The organism is Enterococcus moraviensis ATCC BAA-383, from assembly GCF_000407445.1.
GTDB lineage: Bacteria > Bacillota > Bacilli > Lactobacillales > Enterococcaceae > Enterococcus_L > Enterococcus_L moraviensis.
Genome location: NZ_ASWB01000004.1, coordinates 78,308 through 95,227, shown reverse-complemented (window position 1 = coordinate 95,227; position 16,920 = coordinate 78,308). Strand labels below are relative to the sequence as shown.

At 36.0% G+C, this 16,920-nt stretch carries 14 protein-coding genes; 3 read left to right on the top strand and 11 right to left on the bottom strand.

Annotated features, from left to right (window positions below):
* Positions 1-79 precede the first annotated feature (79 nt).
* Genes I586_RS13960 through I586_RS17000 form a run of 4 tightly spaced genes read right to left on the bottom strand, consistent with a single transcriptional unit; the run spans position 80 to position 4,249 of the window.
* Positions 80-865 (bottom strand): WxL domain-containing protein, encoded by a 786-nt coding sequence (locus I586_RS13960; protein WP_010763516.1) that lies wholly within the window; start codon positions 863-865, stop codon positions 80-82.
* A 56-nt stretch (positions 866-921) separates the two neighbouring features.
* Complete coding sequence (locus I586_RS13955) at positions 922-1,260, bottom strand: EF2685/EF0750 family sortase-dependent surface protein (RefSeq protein ID WP_010763515.1); 339 nt, start codon at positions 1,258-1,260, stop codon at positions 922-924.
* 14 nt (positions 1,261-1,274) lie between these two features.
* The gene (locus tag I586_RS13950) at positions 1,275-3,521 is read right to left on the bottom strand and encodes a WxL domain-containing protein (RefSeq protein ID WP_034702604.1); all 2,247 of its coding nucleotides are present in this window, start codon (positions 3,519-3,521) and stop codon (positions 1,275-1,277) included.
* 20 nt (positions 3,522-3,541) lie between these two features.
* Positions 3,542-4,249: a winged helix-turn-helix domain-containing protein gene (locus I586_RS17000; protein WP_010763513.1), complete on the bottom strand. Its 708-nt coding sequence runs from the start codon at positions 4,247-4,249 to the stop codon at positions 3,542-3,544.
* A 374-nt stretch (positions 4,250-4,623) separates the two neighbouring features.
* Between I586_RS17000 and I586_RS13940 the strand changes: the two genes are divergently transcribed.
* Genes I586_RS13940 through I586_RS13930 form a run of 3 tightly spaced genes read left to right on the top strand, consistent with a single transcriptional unit; the run spans position 4,624 to position 8,266 of the window.
* Entirely contained in the window at positions 4,624-6,480 is a 1,857-nt protein-coding gene (locus I586_RS13940) for a MucBP domain-containing protein (protein WP_010763512.1), read from the top strand.
* Positions 6,481-6,519: 39 nt separating this feature from the next.
* Positions 6,520-7,950, top strand: a complete 1,431-nt coding sequence (locus I586_RS13935; RefSeq protein ID WP_010763511.1) for a helix-turn-helix domain-containing protein — start codon at positions 6,520-6,522, stop codon at positions 7,948-7,950.
* Entirely contained in the window at positions 7,928-8,266 is a 339-nt protein-coding gene (locus tag I586_RS13930) for a MucBP domain-containing protein (RefSeq protein ID WP_010763510.1), read from the top strand. Before I586_RS13935 ends, I586_RS13930 begins: the two co-directional genes overlap by 23 nt.
* Positions 8,267-8,380: 114 nt before the next feature.
* Here I586_RS13930 and I586_RS13925 read toward each other — a convergent pair whose 3' ends face one another.
* The 7 genes from I586_RS13925 to rny all read right to left on the bottom strand — a co-directional run bounded on the left by I586_RS13925 (position 8,381) and on the right by rny (position 16,861).
* Positions 8,381-9,850, bottom strand: coding sequence for a MucBP domain-containing protein (locus tag I586_RS13925; RefSeq protein WP_010763509.1), 1,470 nt, complete (start codon positions 9,848-9,850; stop codon positions 8,381-8,383).
* Positions 9,851-9,982: 132 nt separating this feature from the next.
* A complete protein-coding gene (locus tag I586_RS13920; protein WP_010763508.1) occupies positions 9,983-10,582 on the bottom strand; it encodes a response regulator transcription factor in 600 nt (199 codons plus the stop codon).
* Positions 10,579-11,694, bottom strand: a complete 1,116-nt coding sequence (locus I586_RS13915) for a sensor histidine kinase (protein ID WP_010763507.1) — start codon at positions 11,692-11,694, stop codon at positions 10,579-10,581. Before I586_RS13915 ends, I586_RS13920 begins: the two co-directional genes overlap by 4 nt.
* A gap of 9 nt (positions 11,695-11,703) precedes the next feature.
* Positions 11,704-12,456 carry an ABC transporter permease gene (locus tag I586_RS13910; protein WP_010763506.1) on the bottom strand — a complete coding sequence of 251 codons (753 nt, stop codon included), beginning with the start codon at positions 12,454-12,456 and terminating at the stop codon, positions 11,704-11,706.
* Positions 12,453-13,337: an ABC transporter ATP-binding protein gene (locus tag I586_RS13905; RefSeq protein ID WP_010763505.1), complete on the bottom strand. Its 885-nt coding sequence runs from the start codon at positions 13,335-13,337 to the stop codon at positions 12,453-12,455. The genes I586_RS13910 and I586_RS13905 overlap by 4 nt, the downstream gene beginning before the upstream one ends.
* A gap of 159 nt (positions 13,338-13,496) precedes the next feature.
* Entirely contained in the window at positions 13,497-15,149 is a 1,653-nt protein-coding gene (locus I586_RS13900) for a peptide ABC transporter substrate-binding protein (RefSeq protein ID WP_010763504.1), read from the bottom strand.
* 155 nt (positions 15,150-15,304) lie between these two features.
* A complete protein-coding gene (rny, locus tag I586_RS13895) occupies positions 15,305-16,861 on the bottom strand; it encodes a ribonuclease Y (protein ID WP_010763503.1) in 1,557 nt (518 codons plus the stop codon).
* Positions 16,862-16,920: the final 59 nt, after the last annotated feature.

Below are 16,920 nucleotides of genomic sequence, written 5' to 3'. Positions count from 1 at the left end.
TCTAAAAGAAGAACCGTTAAGATTCGTATGACTATCTGAATCTTAACGATCTCTTATTTGTTGAATTAGTTTACATCAATTACGGCGCCACAGTTGGATCAGCTTTTAATTCCCAGTCAAAGGTTGCTTTATACGTGTCATTCTCTTTTAAAGAGTTTTGAGGGATATTCAACTCAACCCCTTGAACTGCCTTTTCATCTGTTGATAATGCACCCATACCTAGTGACCATGAACCAATCCCACTATTATCACCTGCCGTTGCAACAGTTGTTTCAGTTGCAGGTGTTAGGATTTTATTACCAGTTGCTGCTGTTGGTGCAGTCCCAATAGGATTTGTTGGTGTATTATATGTTAGGTCTTTAAGTGTAACCTCGGCTCCTTTTAATTCTGTTCCTTTTGAAGAGGTGAATTTAGAAGCAGTTACTGTTAACTCCCATCCTGTTCTTTCGGCACGAACATCTTTCGTTGAAACAAACGATGGCACCGCATATAAATCACCTGTTCGATTGCCTTGTGCATCTAGCGCAAACGCATAATCTGGTTTTGCATTTGCTTTCAATGCTTTTAGACTATTTGAATGTGTACCAAAATCAAAATCCGATACATATTGAATCATTAAATCCGCTTTCCCTGGATTTATAGGTTTTGTTGGATTTGTTGGGTCCGTTGGATCAACTGGTGCGATAGGGATATCTGGATCAGTTGGGTCAACGATTTCAGGACCACCTTCTGTAAACGTTACTTTCCCTTCACTTTTAGCTTCTGTTGCAGACGGATATTCAGCCGCTTGTACGGTTTGAGCACCTAGTCCTCCTAAGATAGTTGCTGCTAAAGTACTGCCAATAATCACTTTTTTTAATTTCATTTTTGTCTTCCTCTCTCGTTTTTCGATTTATATAAAGTAAATGGATTACAATATATCTAATTTTTTAATCGCTTCTTCCTTATAACACTTATTACTAGGTACAGAGCTAATAGTCCTATTCCCAAATAAATCTTCAAGTGGCTATTCTCTGTGTTAGTTTTAGGAAAGATTCCTTTACTCGTGTTAGAATCCTTAGCTCCTGTTTCTACTTTTGTTTCCATTGTGGGATCTAACTTTTGTGGTTCACTTTGACTGCTTTGTGTCTGCTCTTTTGGAGCAGGTGTAAAGCTAATCCCTCCATTTGAGGTAATGCCGTTAGCTTGACTAACAACCGGTCCACTGACGAACAAGAAACAGAACAAGCCAAAGCAAATACTGTAAAACAATTTTTTCATGCTTCTCCTCTCCCTTATGGCTCGACTACTAACTCCCAATCAATAGTTGTTGAGTATTCTGCCTGTTTCTTGCCGTATCCTTGTGCGATATCAAGCGTTACCCCTGTTGAGCGCTGATTAGAATCTAACTTGCCAAAGGCTAAAGACCAAGTCCCATTACCTATTTTTTTACCTAAAGTATCCGTTATCGGAACATAGTCTCCCGATAAATCAACAACATCCTTTGTTACCCACGGTCTCTCTTTTCCATTGTCTGCATAATTCAAGTCTGAAAGAAGAAGTCTTGCCCCTTTCAAGGGTTCACCCTTCTCATCTTTAAAAGTAGAAGCTTTCGCCTGTAACGACCAACTAGTTGTATTATTATTTGGTCGGTCATCAATAATGGAGACAAATGACGGCACGGTCTTAGTTGTATCGTTTGCTGCTTTGCCATGATCTCCCGCTGATTTTAATGCCAATTTACTTGCAGTATTTTTGTGAGTACCAAAATCAAAATCGGATACATATTCAATTCGCAAATCTTCTCTCGTTGGATTCGTTGGCTTGTCTGATTCATCTTTAGGGTCAATCGGTGTTAATGGATCAACCCCATTATTTGGGTCCACTATCTTACTGCGCCATTTTGCATAAAGCGTGATATCTCGTGTCACAGGCGTTGTGAAATTCCATTGTGTGGTTAGGGGACTGTCTTCAAACCAGCCTACAAACACTTTATTAGGATAACTTGGATCATTTGGCTGTTGGGCCAATTCACCGTCTTTCACACGTTGTTCTGGAATACTACTTCCACCATTTGATTCAAACGTCACTTTCCACGGATCAACGATCGTTACTGTCGCTTGTCCTTGTGGCTTTTGAGTGGTGTTTTCCCCCGTCAAAATGGCCGTATTCACCATTTCCTCTCCAGATACTCCTGTAGTAATGCTTGTTTCATAGGTCAGTTGTTTCTTTTCATTTTCTAAAATAGTTCCTACATGAACAGTTAACTCACGTGTAGCGCTATTCCAGGTGAAATAGTGTCCTTCACTATTAGCCGTTCCTTCTGGTAATGATTTATCACCCAATAGGAGCCTATTTGGCTTAGCTAACCCAGCTGGTAAGCTATCTTTTATGGTTCCCTTCAATAATGCCTCATCACCTTTATTTTCCATTGTCAATGTATACGTTAATTCGTCTCCGAGCATTGCGGACGACTGATTCACTTTTTTATCCAATGTAATAGCAGGTGCTTTCTTTTTATACCAGAATACGATACCTTTTTGCTGCTTATCTATCGTTGTTGTCCAGCTCGTATCTGCTGTTGGCTCTTTGATCGAGCTCGTTTTCTCATCGTAGTAAAAAGAGCTTGGTTCTCTAATTCCTGTACCAAAACTACTTGAATTAATTGTTGGGCCCAAAACTACTTGTGATGATACAAAATGATAACCAACTAGTTCTTTGTTTTTTAAAACAACCGAATCTGCCATTTCACCACCATAACCTAAAACTTCATCTGCCGAAATCGATGCCCCATTTGGATCGTCGACATCCTTAAACACAGCTTTTACGACTTGGGGGATTTCAATATTCCAACCTAAGCCCCACAGCCATGACACTTGAGGCGCTACTGGTTTTTCATAGGAATCGTCCACCTTTACTTGTGTAGAAATCTCCATCGTAACATTATTTGGTACCTCATCTGAGAATGTATAGGAGAGCCAATCATTTGTGGTTGGACCTTTAGGGTAAACAACATAAGCGGTTGTTTTCACCTGTCCATTTGGCCATCCGCTCCAATGAGCCACATTTGGCCAATTACTCTTGCTGGATGTAAATTTTCCATCCACATTTTCTGGCAGTCCTTTCCAATAGCTGGGGTTACTGTATTCATAGTAGACGGTCGGATCAACTGATTGAAATACAGGCCATTCTATAGCTTCAATTGGTGTAACCAGCCCAAACGTATAGGCAGAAGAGTTTAATACAGGTTTCGTATCTCCTTCTAAAAGATCAAAACTAAAAGCGTTCGCAATTGCTCGATTATAAAGTGTAGGAGGATTGATCGTTTTATTTTCATTTCTGATGGAAGTCACTTTAACCGCATTATTTTTTTGCCAGTCATTTTTCCACGTGAAATAAGAATTAATGGGATTTGTTGTGGTTTCTTTTGTTTGATCCTCGGCTAATATCTTTTTATCAGTTGAATGAAAGAAATTTAACATCAGTACTAGAAACAAAACGAGCGTACCAAGCACTAATAACAGTTGCCTTTTCTTTCTCATTTTTTCATTGTCACCTCCTTTCACAGTATCTTAGTAGGGTCTTTTGTGATATCCAACATATACCCCTTAGAACGAACAGTTATTAAACATTTATCAACACCCTCAATTTGCTTCAATTTCTCCCGCAACTTAAAAACAATATTTGCAATATTGACAGCTTGAGTATTCTCCTTTTTACCCCAAAGATACTCATTGATTTGGCGATAGCTTATTGTGACATTGGGTGTTTTGTTTAACAGACTTAGTAAACGAAACTCATTTTTCGTTAAGAAAATTTCCTTATCAGCAATAGTGGTGCTTAGGTTGGACTCATTTAAAGTGAATTGTTTATTTTTAAGCAGGCTAGGTTTTCCCTGTACTTTTAACCGTCCCAAATTTAACATCATACATTTCAAAACATCGAAAGACTCATCAATTTTCACTACTATATCTGCTCCTATTTTTAAATAGAATAGTTTGTTTACTTCATGTTCTGGCTCAATTAATAAGAAAATCACTGCTTGTTCTGATTTTCTTATGGCTGTGGTGATTTCAAATACTTCCATAAAGCTCAACTGATCTTCTATGATAAGAAAAAAATCGACATGCTTTTTTATTACGTTATTGGTAGGTTTCAAATAAGTTTGAGTGTAACTTATAGAGATTTCCGTATTATCCAGCTCGCTTAATCGCTCATTATCGAAGTTTTTTGGAAGATTAATGATTTCAACAACTAATTTAGAGCTCATCAAAACAGCTCCTTTCTCAAAACTCAATTAGATCTTTTTTATCTCTTATTGGTACTTCTATATATTCAAGCAATTCGGGATTCTAAACAACCAAGTACAAGTAAAAAAAATACTTATTTATTGCAAAAGTTCGGAATATTTACGAAAAAAAGAAAAAAAAACGGAAAAACAAGTTTAATCACTATGGATTCACTTTAGTTTAAATAGTAGTATCTTTAGTAACGACTATTTTATTTTCAGACTTTTTTAACCCTCTCAAAAACAAATAAATAATATATATTTTTTGAAAAATAAGAGTTTTTTTCGAAAAATTAAGTTATAATTTTAAAGGTTTAAGATAAAAGGTTTCTTATAAATGTTATGAGGTGAAAAAAATGAAGACTTTAAAAAAAGGAATGGGTACTTTATTACTATGTCTAAGTGCTTTAACCTATACAACTTTATTCGCTACATCCCAAACTCTTGCAGTTAAAGAAGATGACCTTACCTCTAGTCTACATTCAGATGGTAATATACAAAGAACTGCTCTTGAAACAATCGATCAGATGGATTCATCGTTAAAAACATTCATTTTATCTAGCATAGGAAAAACTGCAAATGAACAGCTAACGAAAACTGATCTAGAACAGTTGACTTCTCTATATTTAGCTGGAGAACCTGCGGAGCAAATCACTAGCTTTTCTGGATTAGAATACGCTGTTAATTTAGAGAATCTGAATATGATGACTACAACTCGCGTAACCGATTTTAGTCCTTTGGAAAAACTTACAAAGTTAAGTTATGTTCGACTTCAAGGTGATAATGTTACTAATGAAAATTTTCCTGACCTGAGAAATAACTTGTCTATAAACTTAATTTCCTTAACTGGAGCGGGTGTTGATGACCAGATTTTTGATAAGCTGACTCCTCTAAAGTCTTTGGAAAAACTTTTTATTGAATACAACGAAAATATTACAACGATCACTCCGTTGAATGTCTTAACCAACTTAAAAACACTGTATATTCAATTTGATGGGGTTGCTGATTTTACAGTGCTTAATGACTTTCCATCCTTAACTATTTTAGGAGCTCACGGACAAAATATTGGAGGAAAGCTCAGTCCCAGTACGATCGATCGAACAGAATTAAGCTATCGTCCTAATGTGCAAACACTCTTTATCCCTTTTACCATTATGCCAAACAGACTAACGAATTTTGATGGCTATCTACCGTCGTTCACAACGTCTACTGCTACAAATAATATGATACTCACATTAAATAATGTCCAAATAACCCCTGATCGCATACAAGTCACAGAGGATGGTCTTTTCATTTCAAATGTGTCTCAAGAAGCGTTTGAGCAATTATCTAACCTGACTTTCAATGCACGTATGAATAATCCAGCTGGCTCTTATATACAACCTGCCGGGTATTCGTTTTATTCTATTTCTAATGGCATTTACAGCCATACATTTAGTATTATCGATGCACCAAAACCTGGAGCACCTGTCAGCGTATATTATCTAGATGAGAATGGCAGCGAGATCGCACCGCAAGAAGTATTGACAGGAACTATCGGTGAACACTACTTAGCAACGGAAAAGAAGATTTCAGGTTGGCGCTTGCTACATGCTCCTAACAATCAGAGTGGAACTTTTACTGATCAAACCGATCAAATCATTTTCACCTATACTAAAAAAGCTGGTGCGCCTGTTGTTATTGAGTATCTTGATACTCATGGGCAAAAATTACTCGCGTCAGAAATATTAGAAGGAAACCTAAATGAGACTTATGAAACAAGTGCTAAATCCATTGACAATTGGTTGCTAAAAGAGATACCAACAAATAGTAAAGGGACTTTTAGGGAGCAACAGCAAACAGTAACCTATTGCTACGAAGAAGAAAGAACAAAGAATTTACTCAATTCCGATACCTTATCTGGCGAATCGATACATACTCCTGCGCCTAGCCCCTATTTAACTCTTTTCACTAGTGAGTTCATGTCATCATTGGAAGCGACCACCTCTAATAATCCATTGTTCACTACTCTTGAACTCCCAGATACGTTTAGAGAAAATCAAGGGGCAGTTGTCATTGAACCAAGTTCATTGAAAAAACAGAAAAGCAAAAAAAAAGCTGGAACTGTGACAGTAAAATATGTAGACGAGAACGGATGCGAAATAGCTTCATCAACGACACTACATGGCAAGATTGGAGATTCTTTCTCAGTTACGGCAAAAATAGCACATTAATGGTACTAACATTTTAATAGTAGATTTTGAGGTGAAATAATGAAATACTTAGATTTTTTAGAAGATGATGATAAAGAAAAAGCCCAATTGTTAAAAATACTACAGCTGTATAACGAACAATTTTTAAGTAAGAAAAAATTGCTTGAATTAACCAGCCTATCTAGATTTTTGTTAGAACGATATTTAGTTGAGTTAAACAACGAATTTCCTCAACTTCGAATTTCTGAAGAATATTACGATGAAATCGTTTTTCAACCAATATCAAATGATATGATTCAAGAATTGCAATATCGCTATGCCGAAAGATCTTCTAAATTCCGCTTTTTTATTGAAGTATTGGTAGAAGAAAAATCAATTAAAAAATTCCAAACAGAACAGCATATTGCTAAAACGACTTTTTATCAAATTCGAAATAAGGTGTTAGCTAATTTAAAAGAAGCAGGTTTATCTATCCGGAAAAATAAATTAATGGGACCTGAAACACGCGTACGTTCGGTCATTTTTGATATTATCTCCTATTTTTACTTTGGGGAGCGTTATCCTTTTACCAATTCTGAACAAAAAATACAACAATTATTACAGCAGTTGATCACTTATTTCAATTTAGATTTAAGTTTTCTTCAAAAAAGAAAACTTGCTTTATTTCTTCAGATCATGCAAAATCGAAGATTAAATCACCATCATTTACAAGAGAATTTTTGTACAGTAGGAGAAAAAACACAACGACAATTCGGTTCTCAGATAGCAATGCTTAAAAAAGTTCTGATGCAATCTTCAGAGGGAGAAGGAGAAAGCAATTATATTTTACTATTCTTATTCGTATCTGATATGTTTGATTGTGACTTACTATTCAATGATGACTTATTATTAGAAACAAAAGAAACTGCTAAAGCATTAGTCGCTCACTTATCGAATTCTTTCCAATTAACTAAACAGCAGGGAAAACATTTATACCACTTATTTTTAAAAAAAGTCTTAGGTTTATCTATTTTCAGGCAAAATTATACAACCTTTGTAGATGTCTCAGCATATAGCTACTTTTCAGAAGTTTACAATCCATTACATAAACTGATTTTAAGGTTTATTCGGAAAAATCAGTTTTGTTTAGCTTTAGACCTTTCGAAAAATGAACAAGCGAAACTTTATTATGATTTTATGTTTTCTATTTTATCGTGCTTAGAGTCTTCTCAATTAGGTAAGCCGATCACGATTTATATTGATTTTTCTCATGGGAATGCTTACACAGAATATATCAGCCAAAGTTTACACCGTTTTCGTGACTTGAATATCGTTATTCAAACTAGATTTAATAATGATACTCAGCTCTCCATCTCAGATTATAAAATAACAGAACTCACATGCCGACAAATCATCTGGAAACAGCCACCTACTCCTTCAGATTGGGCGAGATTTGCTGATATTGTCATCGAACTAAGGGAGTTTGAAAATGAAAAAAATGAAATTTTTTAGTTTATATATGATGATCTTATTTTCGATTGTATTATTGATCTTTCAACCTGCATCCATTATTTATTACATAAAAAATGATACTGCTCATCCTTGGGAGTTACTTAATAACACATCGAGTCAGGAGGGAAAATTCACTGACGAGCCACAAGAAATTATCTTTGTTTATCGAAAAAAAACCTTGCTCGCACCTATTCAATTTGTAACACTTAACAGCAAAACAACAGTTCGTTCAAAAAGTAGAAATCATGCCACTCAATATGGAAAACTATTACTTATTGTATCTGGGCTATTTTTATTTGGTTCTCCACGCCCTTGAATGATCTCAATCAAAGAGAAAGAAGCTTTTTCAAAATACCTTGAAGAAGCTTCTTTCTCTTTGATTTATTTCTTGTATGAACAGACGACGAATTGTCATGGCTAAACTTTATCTTTATGGCTCGGGAATAGCAGTAGGGATATACGCTAATTCGTACGTAACATCTATTTCCAGCTGATCTGCAGTTCCTGTATAGTTTACAGGAATGTATTCAGGTTTTTCATGAAAGTATAGGAAATTTGAATAGCTATCAATAGCCATGATCAGACCACCTCCCACTGGTGAAACTGGTTTTGGAAATTGAAAAGAATTCATTGTCTCACCAGTCGGTTTTGTTATTAAAAATCTGATTTCTTTGGGAAGTGTATAAGTCGTCCCTACTTTCACAGTGAGTTGATCTGTTGGCACAACAGCACCTTGTTCATATGTTTTCCCATTGTATGAATTTGTATAATAGTACTCATCTATATCACTCACGTCAGGTTTTAAATAAGGCGCGTAAAATGGCAGTGAGTTTAAAGAAAGCGGCTGTTTGCTTGTTTTATCTAGATAATGAATGGTGAGTTTTACTTCATCCGTATAATAGAACTGAACCACTTGTTCTTGCTTTAAAAATATGCCCTCTAATTCGCCCGATTTATGGTCGAAAAGGTAGTTGGCAATTTCTTTTTGCTCAATGTGAAATGCTTGCCCTAGCTCACCACTTAAGATGTCAGGCGTTTGAATCTCTGTCCCATTCAGATCTAAGTATTGAATCGTTACCTTTCCATTTTCTACAGCAGGTTCTTTTTTATATTCATAAATGACCGTTTGCGGCTCTTTTTTAAAGGTACCAACTGAATTATTTGGTAGTTTGTCCTCATTCAAGGTATAGTCGGCTATCGGTAATCTAAATTGTTCAGTAGATACATCATATGCTTCCCCGACCGTTCCACTGATTGTTTTTGCTTCGTGAAGCGCATTGCTATTTTCATCTAGATAAAGAATTGTGACCGTAGATTCGACTGACGGAGGGATCATCTCAAAGTTCGGGTAGTACCCGACGTACTGGTATCCTTCTATTACAACCGGATCAATTGCTTTTATCTCGTCCTTAGAAACCGAGACATTCTGTGTTGGAATCAATGATTCTTCTTTTGCTAGTGCCGTTATTGAAGCCGTGCCTATCGCTGTCGGAATAATAATGAGAAGCAATAATTTACTGTACTTTTTCCGTTTGTATAAAACAAATACACTAATGGTAATAAAAGCACTCCCATATAATAACAACCTAGTTTGGTCAAGCTCCCCCGCTTTTGGCAATTTAGTCTGATTCTTCGGTTTTGAATTTAGAATTTTCTGCTCAATCTGATCTCCTGATTCTGAAGATTTACCAATTTCAGAAACATCAGTAACTTTTTGGTAGATGAGATTATATTGCTCATGTTCTAAACTTATGGATGGTCTGTCTTTGATAATAGCTGCATGTTCCTGTGGACTGAGCGTATCAATATCGTAAAAATTAAGTTGGGCTGCGTCGCTTGATAATGGCAATAAGAATATAGCCATAGCTAAAATAAATAAGCTAATGATTGTCTTTTTCATGAATAAGCTCCTTTTTATGTAGGTACTTTCATATAATAAAAGAATATATACATAAAAAAAATTGGTATAACTATATTTATTAAAAAATTAATCAATAAAAAGTGTTTTTTAATATTATTATTGTTTCACTTATTAAATCCAGCCTTTTTCCTTTGCAATACTTACCGCTTCGATTCGATTTTTTGCATCTAATTTACTCAAAATCTCAGACATATAATTCCTTACCGTTCCGGCAGTCAAAAATAATTTCTCTGCAATTTCTTTAGAAGACAATCCTTCACCGACTGCGATCAAGACCTCTTGCTCTCGTTCAGTCAAAGGATTATCTTGTTGTGAAATCAGTCCTGTTACCAGTTCAGGTGAATAGAATTTTTTCCCTTTCATCACAGCACGAATATTTTCAATCAGCTCATCTGTTGGGGTATCTTTTAAAAGATACCCTGAGACGTTCGCTTTGACCGCACGTTCAAAATAGCCTTCTCTTGCAAATGTCGTCAAAATGATGACGTTTGGTTTCTGATTTTTTAATTCTTCGGCTAAATCTAATCCTGTTTTTAAAGGCATTTCAATGTCTGTTAAACAAATATCTGGTTTATGTTTTTCAATAAGTTCCAATGCTTCCACACCGTTTTTAGCAATCCCCACCACTTCAAGATCCTCTTCTAATCCTAAAATCATTGCCAAAGCTGAGGATAACAGCCCTTGGTCTTCTGCAATAATTAATTTAATCATTGAACGTCTCCTTCTTTTATATCCACAGGTACAGTAAAGAGAACCTTCGTGCCATTTTTTTGAGTAAATTCAAGTTTCCCACGAACACTTTCGATCCGTTCTTGTAATCCTGTCAGTCCATTACCACATACAGAACCGTTCATTCCTTTGCCATCATCTTCCACTATAAAACAGTAAGAATCAGCATCTTTTACAATCGTAATCTTGCAGTGACTCGCTTTGCTATGTCGAATGACATTCGTCACACTTTCACGTAAACAATAACTCACAGTATTTTGAATATCTGTAGCTAGTTCTCTCGCTAACGCTTCACCCTCTGTAGATAAGATGATTTTTGCAGCACGTAAACTTTTTTCGATTGTGATCATTTCTTCCGCAATCAATACATGACGCATACTTGAAACGATTTCCCGAACTGTTTGCAAAGTATCTCTCGAGGTTTCTGCGACTTCTGCAATTTCTTTTTTTGCTAGCTCACGATCCTTGTCTAACAACTTCCCAGCTAATTCCGTTTTGATTGTCATGATCGATAACGATTGACCTAGCGTATCATGTAGATCTCTAGCGATTCGATAACGTTCTTCTTGTTTAATCACATATTCCATTCGTTGGGTAGACTGATACATTTGTTTACGCAACTCTGCTTGTTTACGAATTGAACGACCTGCAAAAGGTGCTGCGCAGATAAAGAAACCATAGACAAAAATCGTGATTTTTAAATCTTGTGTCACATATTCTGGCAAACGACTTAAACTAAATGGCACAGGTGTCAGTGTGCATAATAGCGCAATATAATAATACTTAAACGCTTGTTTCTTCATCGGAATAAAACCAATCATCCATGCTGGATAAATAAACAAGTAAATATAACCAAAGTACAGTGTGTAAAACAATGATATTCCGTACATCAACGCCATCCAAAACGGAAACCATTTCCCATTAAATAAACAATTTCGATAGGTCACTACGAAAATTCCTAGTGTAAAAAGTGCTAACTGCTTATCAAAATTATCATATGGATACATTGCAATGATCGGGATCAAAATAAAAATCAACCATATAAATGAAACAAACCCATCTTCTTTTGGATACAACCTAAACTTGCCAATCATAACTTACTCCTAACGTTTTACTTCTTCTTTACGACCATTCAGATATATTGATAATACCATAAATCCTACAAAATAAATGAAGATGACAAATATTCCTTTACCATCTGGTAATTGTCCTGCGGTTAACTGCTTTGCTCCTTGTGCTGCATAAAAGGTCGGTAAACCTGCCGCTATTTTTTGAATCACTTCAGGAAACATATCAATCGGCCACCACAACCCACTTACGATCGCAAGCGGCATCAAGATCATATTGTTCAGTACACTAGCCGTATTTGGATCTTTCACAAGACTTACGATCGTAGCTAATGCGACAATTGGTAAACAACCATACAAAATCCACAAAGCACTAGTTAGCCACGCACTAAAATCCATCTGAACCCCATTCACAAAATGCCCCACAAAAAAAATGACAACTAACAATAAACTATTGATCAAAAACTGAGTCAAAATTTTACTGGCATAATAAATACTTTCTGGCATTGGTGACAATCGTAAAAATTGCTTCACCCCTTGCTTACGGTCCTCGATCAAGGTCATTGAAAAGGAAAATAATGAACTGATCATTACACTATAGGTTGCCATTTGAATCATACTGTCTTTATAAAAAACAGCCATATATTCTGCTGGCACGCCCATATTGAATACTTTGGTAAACAACAGATAAAAGCCCACTGGCATTCCTAATGAAAAAAAGATAAAAGGTTTACTTCTAAATAAAGAGCGATTTAAATCTGTTTTCGTTTGTACGACTAATGCGTTCATTTGCTCTCCTCCTCGACTAAGGTATTAAAAACTGTTTCTAAGTTACCTGGAATAATCAATAAATCCTTAAATTTGATTTCTGCTGCGAATAATTCTATGAGTGTTTCATCGCTATTTGACGTATAAAGAATTACTTTTGTTCCCTCTTTTTCGATAGATGAGATATAAGGTAAATTACCAAGTTTTGCTTCATCATGATCCGTTAGTAATTGAAAGCTTAGTTTATTTTGCAGCATTTCAGACTGAATACTTTCTAATGTACCATCATGAACGATTGCGCCTTGTTTCATTAATAAAATTCTAGTCGCAACCTGTTCAATCTCTTCTAGGTAATGCGTTGTTAAAATAATTGTTTTTCCTTGTTCTTTCAGCTCAGTCACCTTTTCCCAAAAGAGCTTACGGCTCGTTACATCCATCCCTGTTGTAGGCTCATCTAAAATAAGTAACTCTGGGTCACCAATAATCGATAGACCAAAAGTTAAGCGACGTTTTTGACCTCCAGATAATTTAGTTGTATACGTATCTTGATGCTTTTGTAAGCCTGTAATTGCCAACAACTCTTCTAACGTAAGCGGATTAGGATAAAAGCTTTGAAAAAGGGTCAATAGCTCTTTGACTTTAACATTTTCTAATGTCGTGCTTTCTTGTTGCATCACACCTATTTTACTTTTGATTTTTTTCTGTTTTGGGTTCGTTCCAAATAAACTTATCTCACCAGTTGTTGGGTGGATCAACCCCGTTAAACAATTGATTAGTGTGGTTTTCCCCGCACCATTTGGCCCAACTAAGGCGATGATTTCCCCTTTATTCACGTCGAGTGAAATATTGTTTAAAATTGTTTTTTTATTAATTATTTTGGTAAGTTTAGTTATTGCAATCATTTCTTTCTCCCCTTTGCTTATGTACCTATTTTATCTGAATACAGAGGGCATGGTTAGATGATCTTGTCATGGTTCTATATGACAAATGTCATATAGAGAAAAAAGAACCTGAAACATAACTAAAAAAGTTACGTTTCAGGTTCTTTCATTCTCTTCTTATTAATCTTCGATATATGTCCATTTGAAGTCATATTTTGCACCAGTTGAATGGTACACAACGTCTTTGACTTTCTCAGAACGAAGGTGCGCTTCAGCTTTTTGATACAAAGGAATAACACCCATGTCATCCATTATTACTTTTTCTGCATCTAGCATATCTTTCCAACGTGCTTCTGGGTTGTTAGCATTAGTTGTTGCAGCACTTTCTACCAATTTATCATATTCAGGATTTGAATAGTGTCCTCGGTTATAAGAATTACCCGTCGTAAACAAATCTAAGAAACTGCTTGGATCTGCATAATCGGCACCCCAAGCGCTAACAGCGATTTGGAAGTCCCCTTTGTTTGAACGATCTAAACGAACAGAAAACGGAACTGGGCTAACAGATACTTTCAAGCCATCTAACGTGTCAGATAATGACCCTTGTAAATACTCCGCCATTTTTTTCGCATTATCAGTATCATCAATCAATAAATCTACAGATAAAGTAGAGACCCCTAATTCATCTTTTGCTTTTTTCCATGATTCTTTTGCTTTTGCAACGTCATAAACGATCTCGTTTCCTGATTCTTTAGCGAAATCTTCATCTGTTTTAGGATCTGCTGCTAGTCCTTCTGGTACTAACCCAGTTGGAACAGCTGAACCATTTGCTAAGATTTGTTCAACCAACGCTTTACGATCAATTGCATATGATAATGCTTTACGTAAATTCACATTACGATAGGGTGAGTTGTCTTCTATTTGGTTTGGTTCAAGGTAGAACGTTGAGGCACCTTTTAAAATGATGTAATTCGGTTCATTTTTCATTTGTTGCGCTAATTCACCTGATAAAGGTACTTCGTCTGCTTGTCCATCTTGGAATAAGTTTAATGATGTTGGTGCTTCTTTCACAACATCGATTGCTACTTTATCCAATTTAACTGTATCTTTGTCCCAATATTTATCATTTTTAGTATAAGACCAACTTGTGTCTGTTCCTGGTCCGTCGAAATCCGTTAAGGTAAATGGACCATTGTAGACCGATTTATCGCTTGCAGTTGTGTAGTCTTTTCCATATTTCTCAGCAATATCTTGTCTTTGTGGTAAAAATGAAGGGAATGCTAATAAATAATCAAAATAAGGTGTTGCTTTTTCTAAGGTGATTTCTAATTCATAGTCACCAACCGCTTTTATTCCAAGCTCTTCTTTTTTCATTTCGCCTTTAGAAATCTTTTCAGCATTTTTTACAGAGTTAAACATGTATGCATATTCTGAACCAGTCGCTGGGTCAACCGTTCTTTGCCAACCATAAACATAGTCTGCAGCTGTTACAGGTTCGTCATCTGTCCATTTTGCATCTTCTCTTAATTTAATTTTATATGTTAGGCCATCTTCGCTAACTTCTGCTTTTTCAGCAGCTCCAGCTGGTTGAGGTTTACTATCTTTATCTAAACGATAAATTCCTTCATAGACATTATTCAATGCTACAAAACTCACTTCGTCTGTTGCTAGTGAAGGATCTGCACTAGGCATTTCTTGTCTTTCAATAAATCTAAATACTTTTTCACCACTATCGGATCCGCCACTGGCATCTTTAGAGTTTCCACCACATGCTACTAGAGCAATGCTTGATACTGCGACCAAACCTAGTAAGGCACTTTTCTTTAATTTCATATAAAAAACCCCCAATTTTAATAAAAGCTATAAAGAATATAGCAAACTTCTCCTTTCATCTCTATTAAAACCATGCGACAGCTTTATTAAGAATATTCTGAACTTTTTCTAATATAAACAAAAAAAGCAATACGCTTCAGCGTATTGCTTTTTTACTATTTTGCATAATCAACTGCACGTGTTTCTCGAATAACCGTTACTTTGATGTGACCTGGGTAATCAAGGTCATCTTCAATTTTCTTACGAATATCTCGAACTAAACGAACAGCTTCTAAATCTGTGATTTCATCTGGTTTAACCATGACACGTACTTCACGACCAGCTTGAACGGCAAAACTAGATTCAACGCCTTCGAATCCATTAGAAATATTTTCTAAGTTTTCTAAACGGCGAATGTAATTTTCCATCGATTCGCTACGAGCACCTGGTCTAGCCGCTGATAGCGCATCTGCTGCTGCAACTAATACTGAAATAACAGAAGTTGCTTCTACATCGCCATGATGTGATGCAATTGCATTGATAACTGTTGAATTTTCTTTGTATTTAGCAGCTAATTCTGCACCAATCTCAACGTGTGAACCTTCTATCTCATGATCCAGTGCTTTCCCAATATCATGCAGTAAACCAGCACGTTTGGCTAATTGAATATCTTCGCCTATTTCTGCTGCCAAGACACCTGTTAATTTTGCTACTTCGATCGAGTGGTTCAATACGTTTTGGCCATAACTTGTACGGAAACGTAAACGACCTAAAATCTTGATTAAATCTGGATGTAATGTGTGAGCACCAACTTCAAAGGCTGCTTGTTCACCGTATTCACGAATACGTTCATCCATTTCTTTACGAGATTTTTCAACCATTTCTTCAATACGGGCTGGATGAATCCGGCCATCTTGAATCAATTTCTCAAGCGTCATACGAGCAATTTCTCTACGAATCGGATCAAATCCAGAAAGGACTACTGCTTCCGGCGTATCATCAATAATCAAGTCGATTCCTGTCAAGGTCTCTAATGTACGAATGTTACGTCCTTCACGGCCGATAATTCTTCCTTTCATTTCATCGTTTGGTAAACTCACAACAGAAACAGTTGTTTCAGAAACTGAATCCGCTGCACAACGTTGAATTGCAAGAGAAAGTAAATTTTTAGCTTTACGATCTGATTCTTCTTTAGCGCGTTGTTCAGATTCTTTAACCATTACTGTTAATTCATGACTTAGTTCTTCTTCTGTAGATTTCATGATGAGATCTTTTGCTTCATCTTTAGATAGTGAAGCAATACGTTCTATTTCTTGATGTTGCTTTTCAACTAGTTCTTCTACATCTTTTTCTCGCTCATCAATTAATTGCTGTCTAGCACCAAGTTTCTCTTCTTTTTCTTCCAGTGAGTTTTCACGTTTTTCAAGAGAGTCATCTTTGCGATCTAATGTTTGTTCTCTTTGTAATAAACGATTTTCTTGAGATTTAAGTTCTACTTTGCTTTCTTTCAACTCACTTTCAATTTCTGACCGATACTTCTGGTTTTCTTCCATAGCTTTTAATAAAGCTTCTTTTTTCAGAGTCTCTGCTTCTTTATTCGCACTTTCAATTATGCCTTCTGCAGAGGACTTTGCACCATCTATAGCCTTTTCATGACGTGATTTTGCAACGACTAACCCTAAACCAAGACCGACAACTAAACCGATGATAGCGAGGAGAATTCCTAAAACCATTGTTTCCACCTCCGTACTATCTTCAAATTTTCAATATTCATGTAGTTTTCTGATAAACT

Bases quoted from the DNA above. Each gene is read 5' to 3' on its own strand.
- I586_RS13960 (WP_010763516.1), bottom strand. From the start codon at position 865: ATGAAATTAAAAAAAGTGATTATTGGCAGTACTTTAGCAGCAACTATC.
- I586_RS13955 (WP_010763515.1), bottom strand. From the start codon at position 1,260: ATGAAAAAATTGTTTTACAGTATTTGCTTTGGCTTGTTCTGTTTCTTG.
- I586_RS13950 (WP_034702604.1), bottom strand. From the start codon at position 3,521: ATGAGAAAGAAAAGGCAACTGTTATTAGTGCTTGGTACGCTCGTTTTG.
- I586_RS17000 (WP_010763513.1), bottom strand. From the start codon at position 4,249: ATGAGCTCTAAATTAGTTGTTGAAATCATTAATCTTCCAAAAAACTTC.
- I586_RS13940 (WP_010763512.1), top strand. From the start codon at position 4,624: ATGAAGACTTTAAAAAAAGGAATGGGTACTTTATTACTATGTCTAAGT.
- I586_RS13935 (WP_010763511.1), top strand. From the start codon at position 6,520: ATGAAATACTTAGATTTTTTAGAAGATGATGATAAAGAAAAAGCCCAA.
- I586_RS13930 (WP_010763510.1), top strand. From the start codon at position 7,928: ATGAAAAAAATGAAATTTTTTAGTTTATATATGATGATCTTATTTTCG.
- I586_RS13925 (WP_010763509.1), bottom strand. From the start codon at position 9,850: ATGAAAAAGACAATCATTAGCTTATTTATTTTAGCTATGGCTATATTC.
- I586_RS13920 (WP_010763508.1), bottom strand. From the start codon at position 10,582: ATGATTAAATTAATTATTGCAGAAGACCAAGGGCTGTTATCCTCAGCT.
- I586_RS13915 (WP_010763507.1), bottom strand. From the start codon at position 11,694: ATGATTGGCAAGTTTAGGTTGTATCCAAAAGAAGATGGGTTTGTTTCA.
- I586_RS13910 (WP_010763506.1), bottom strand. From the start codon at position 12,456: ATGAACGCATTAGTCGTACAAACGAAAACAGATTTAAATCGCTCTTTA.
- I586_RS13905 (WP_010763505.1), bottom strand. From the start codon at position 13,337: ATGATTGCAATAACTAAACTTACCAAAATAATTAATAAAAAAACAATT.
- I586_RS13900 (WP_010763504.1), bottom strand. From the start codon at position 15,149: ATGAAATTAAAGAAAAGTGCCTTACTAGGTTTGGTCGCAGTATCAAGC.
- rny (WP_010763503.1), bottom strand. From the start codon at position 16,861: ATGGTTTTAGGAATTCTCCTCGCTATCATCGGTTTAGTTGTCGGTCTT.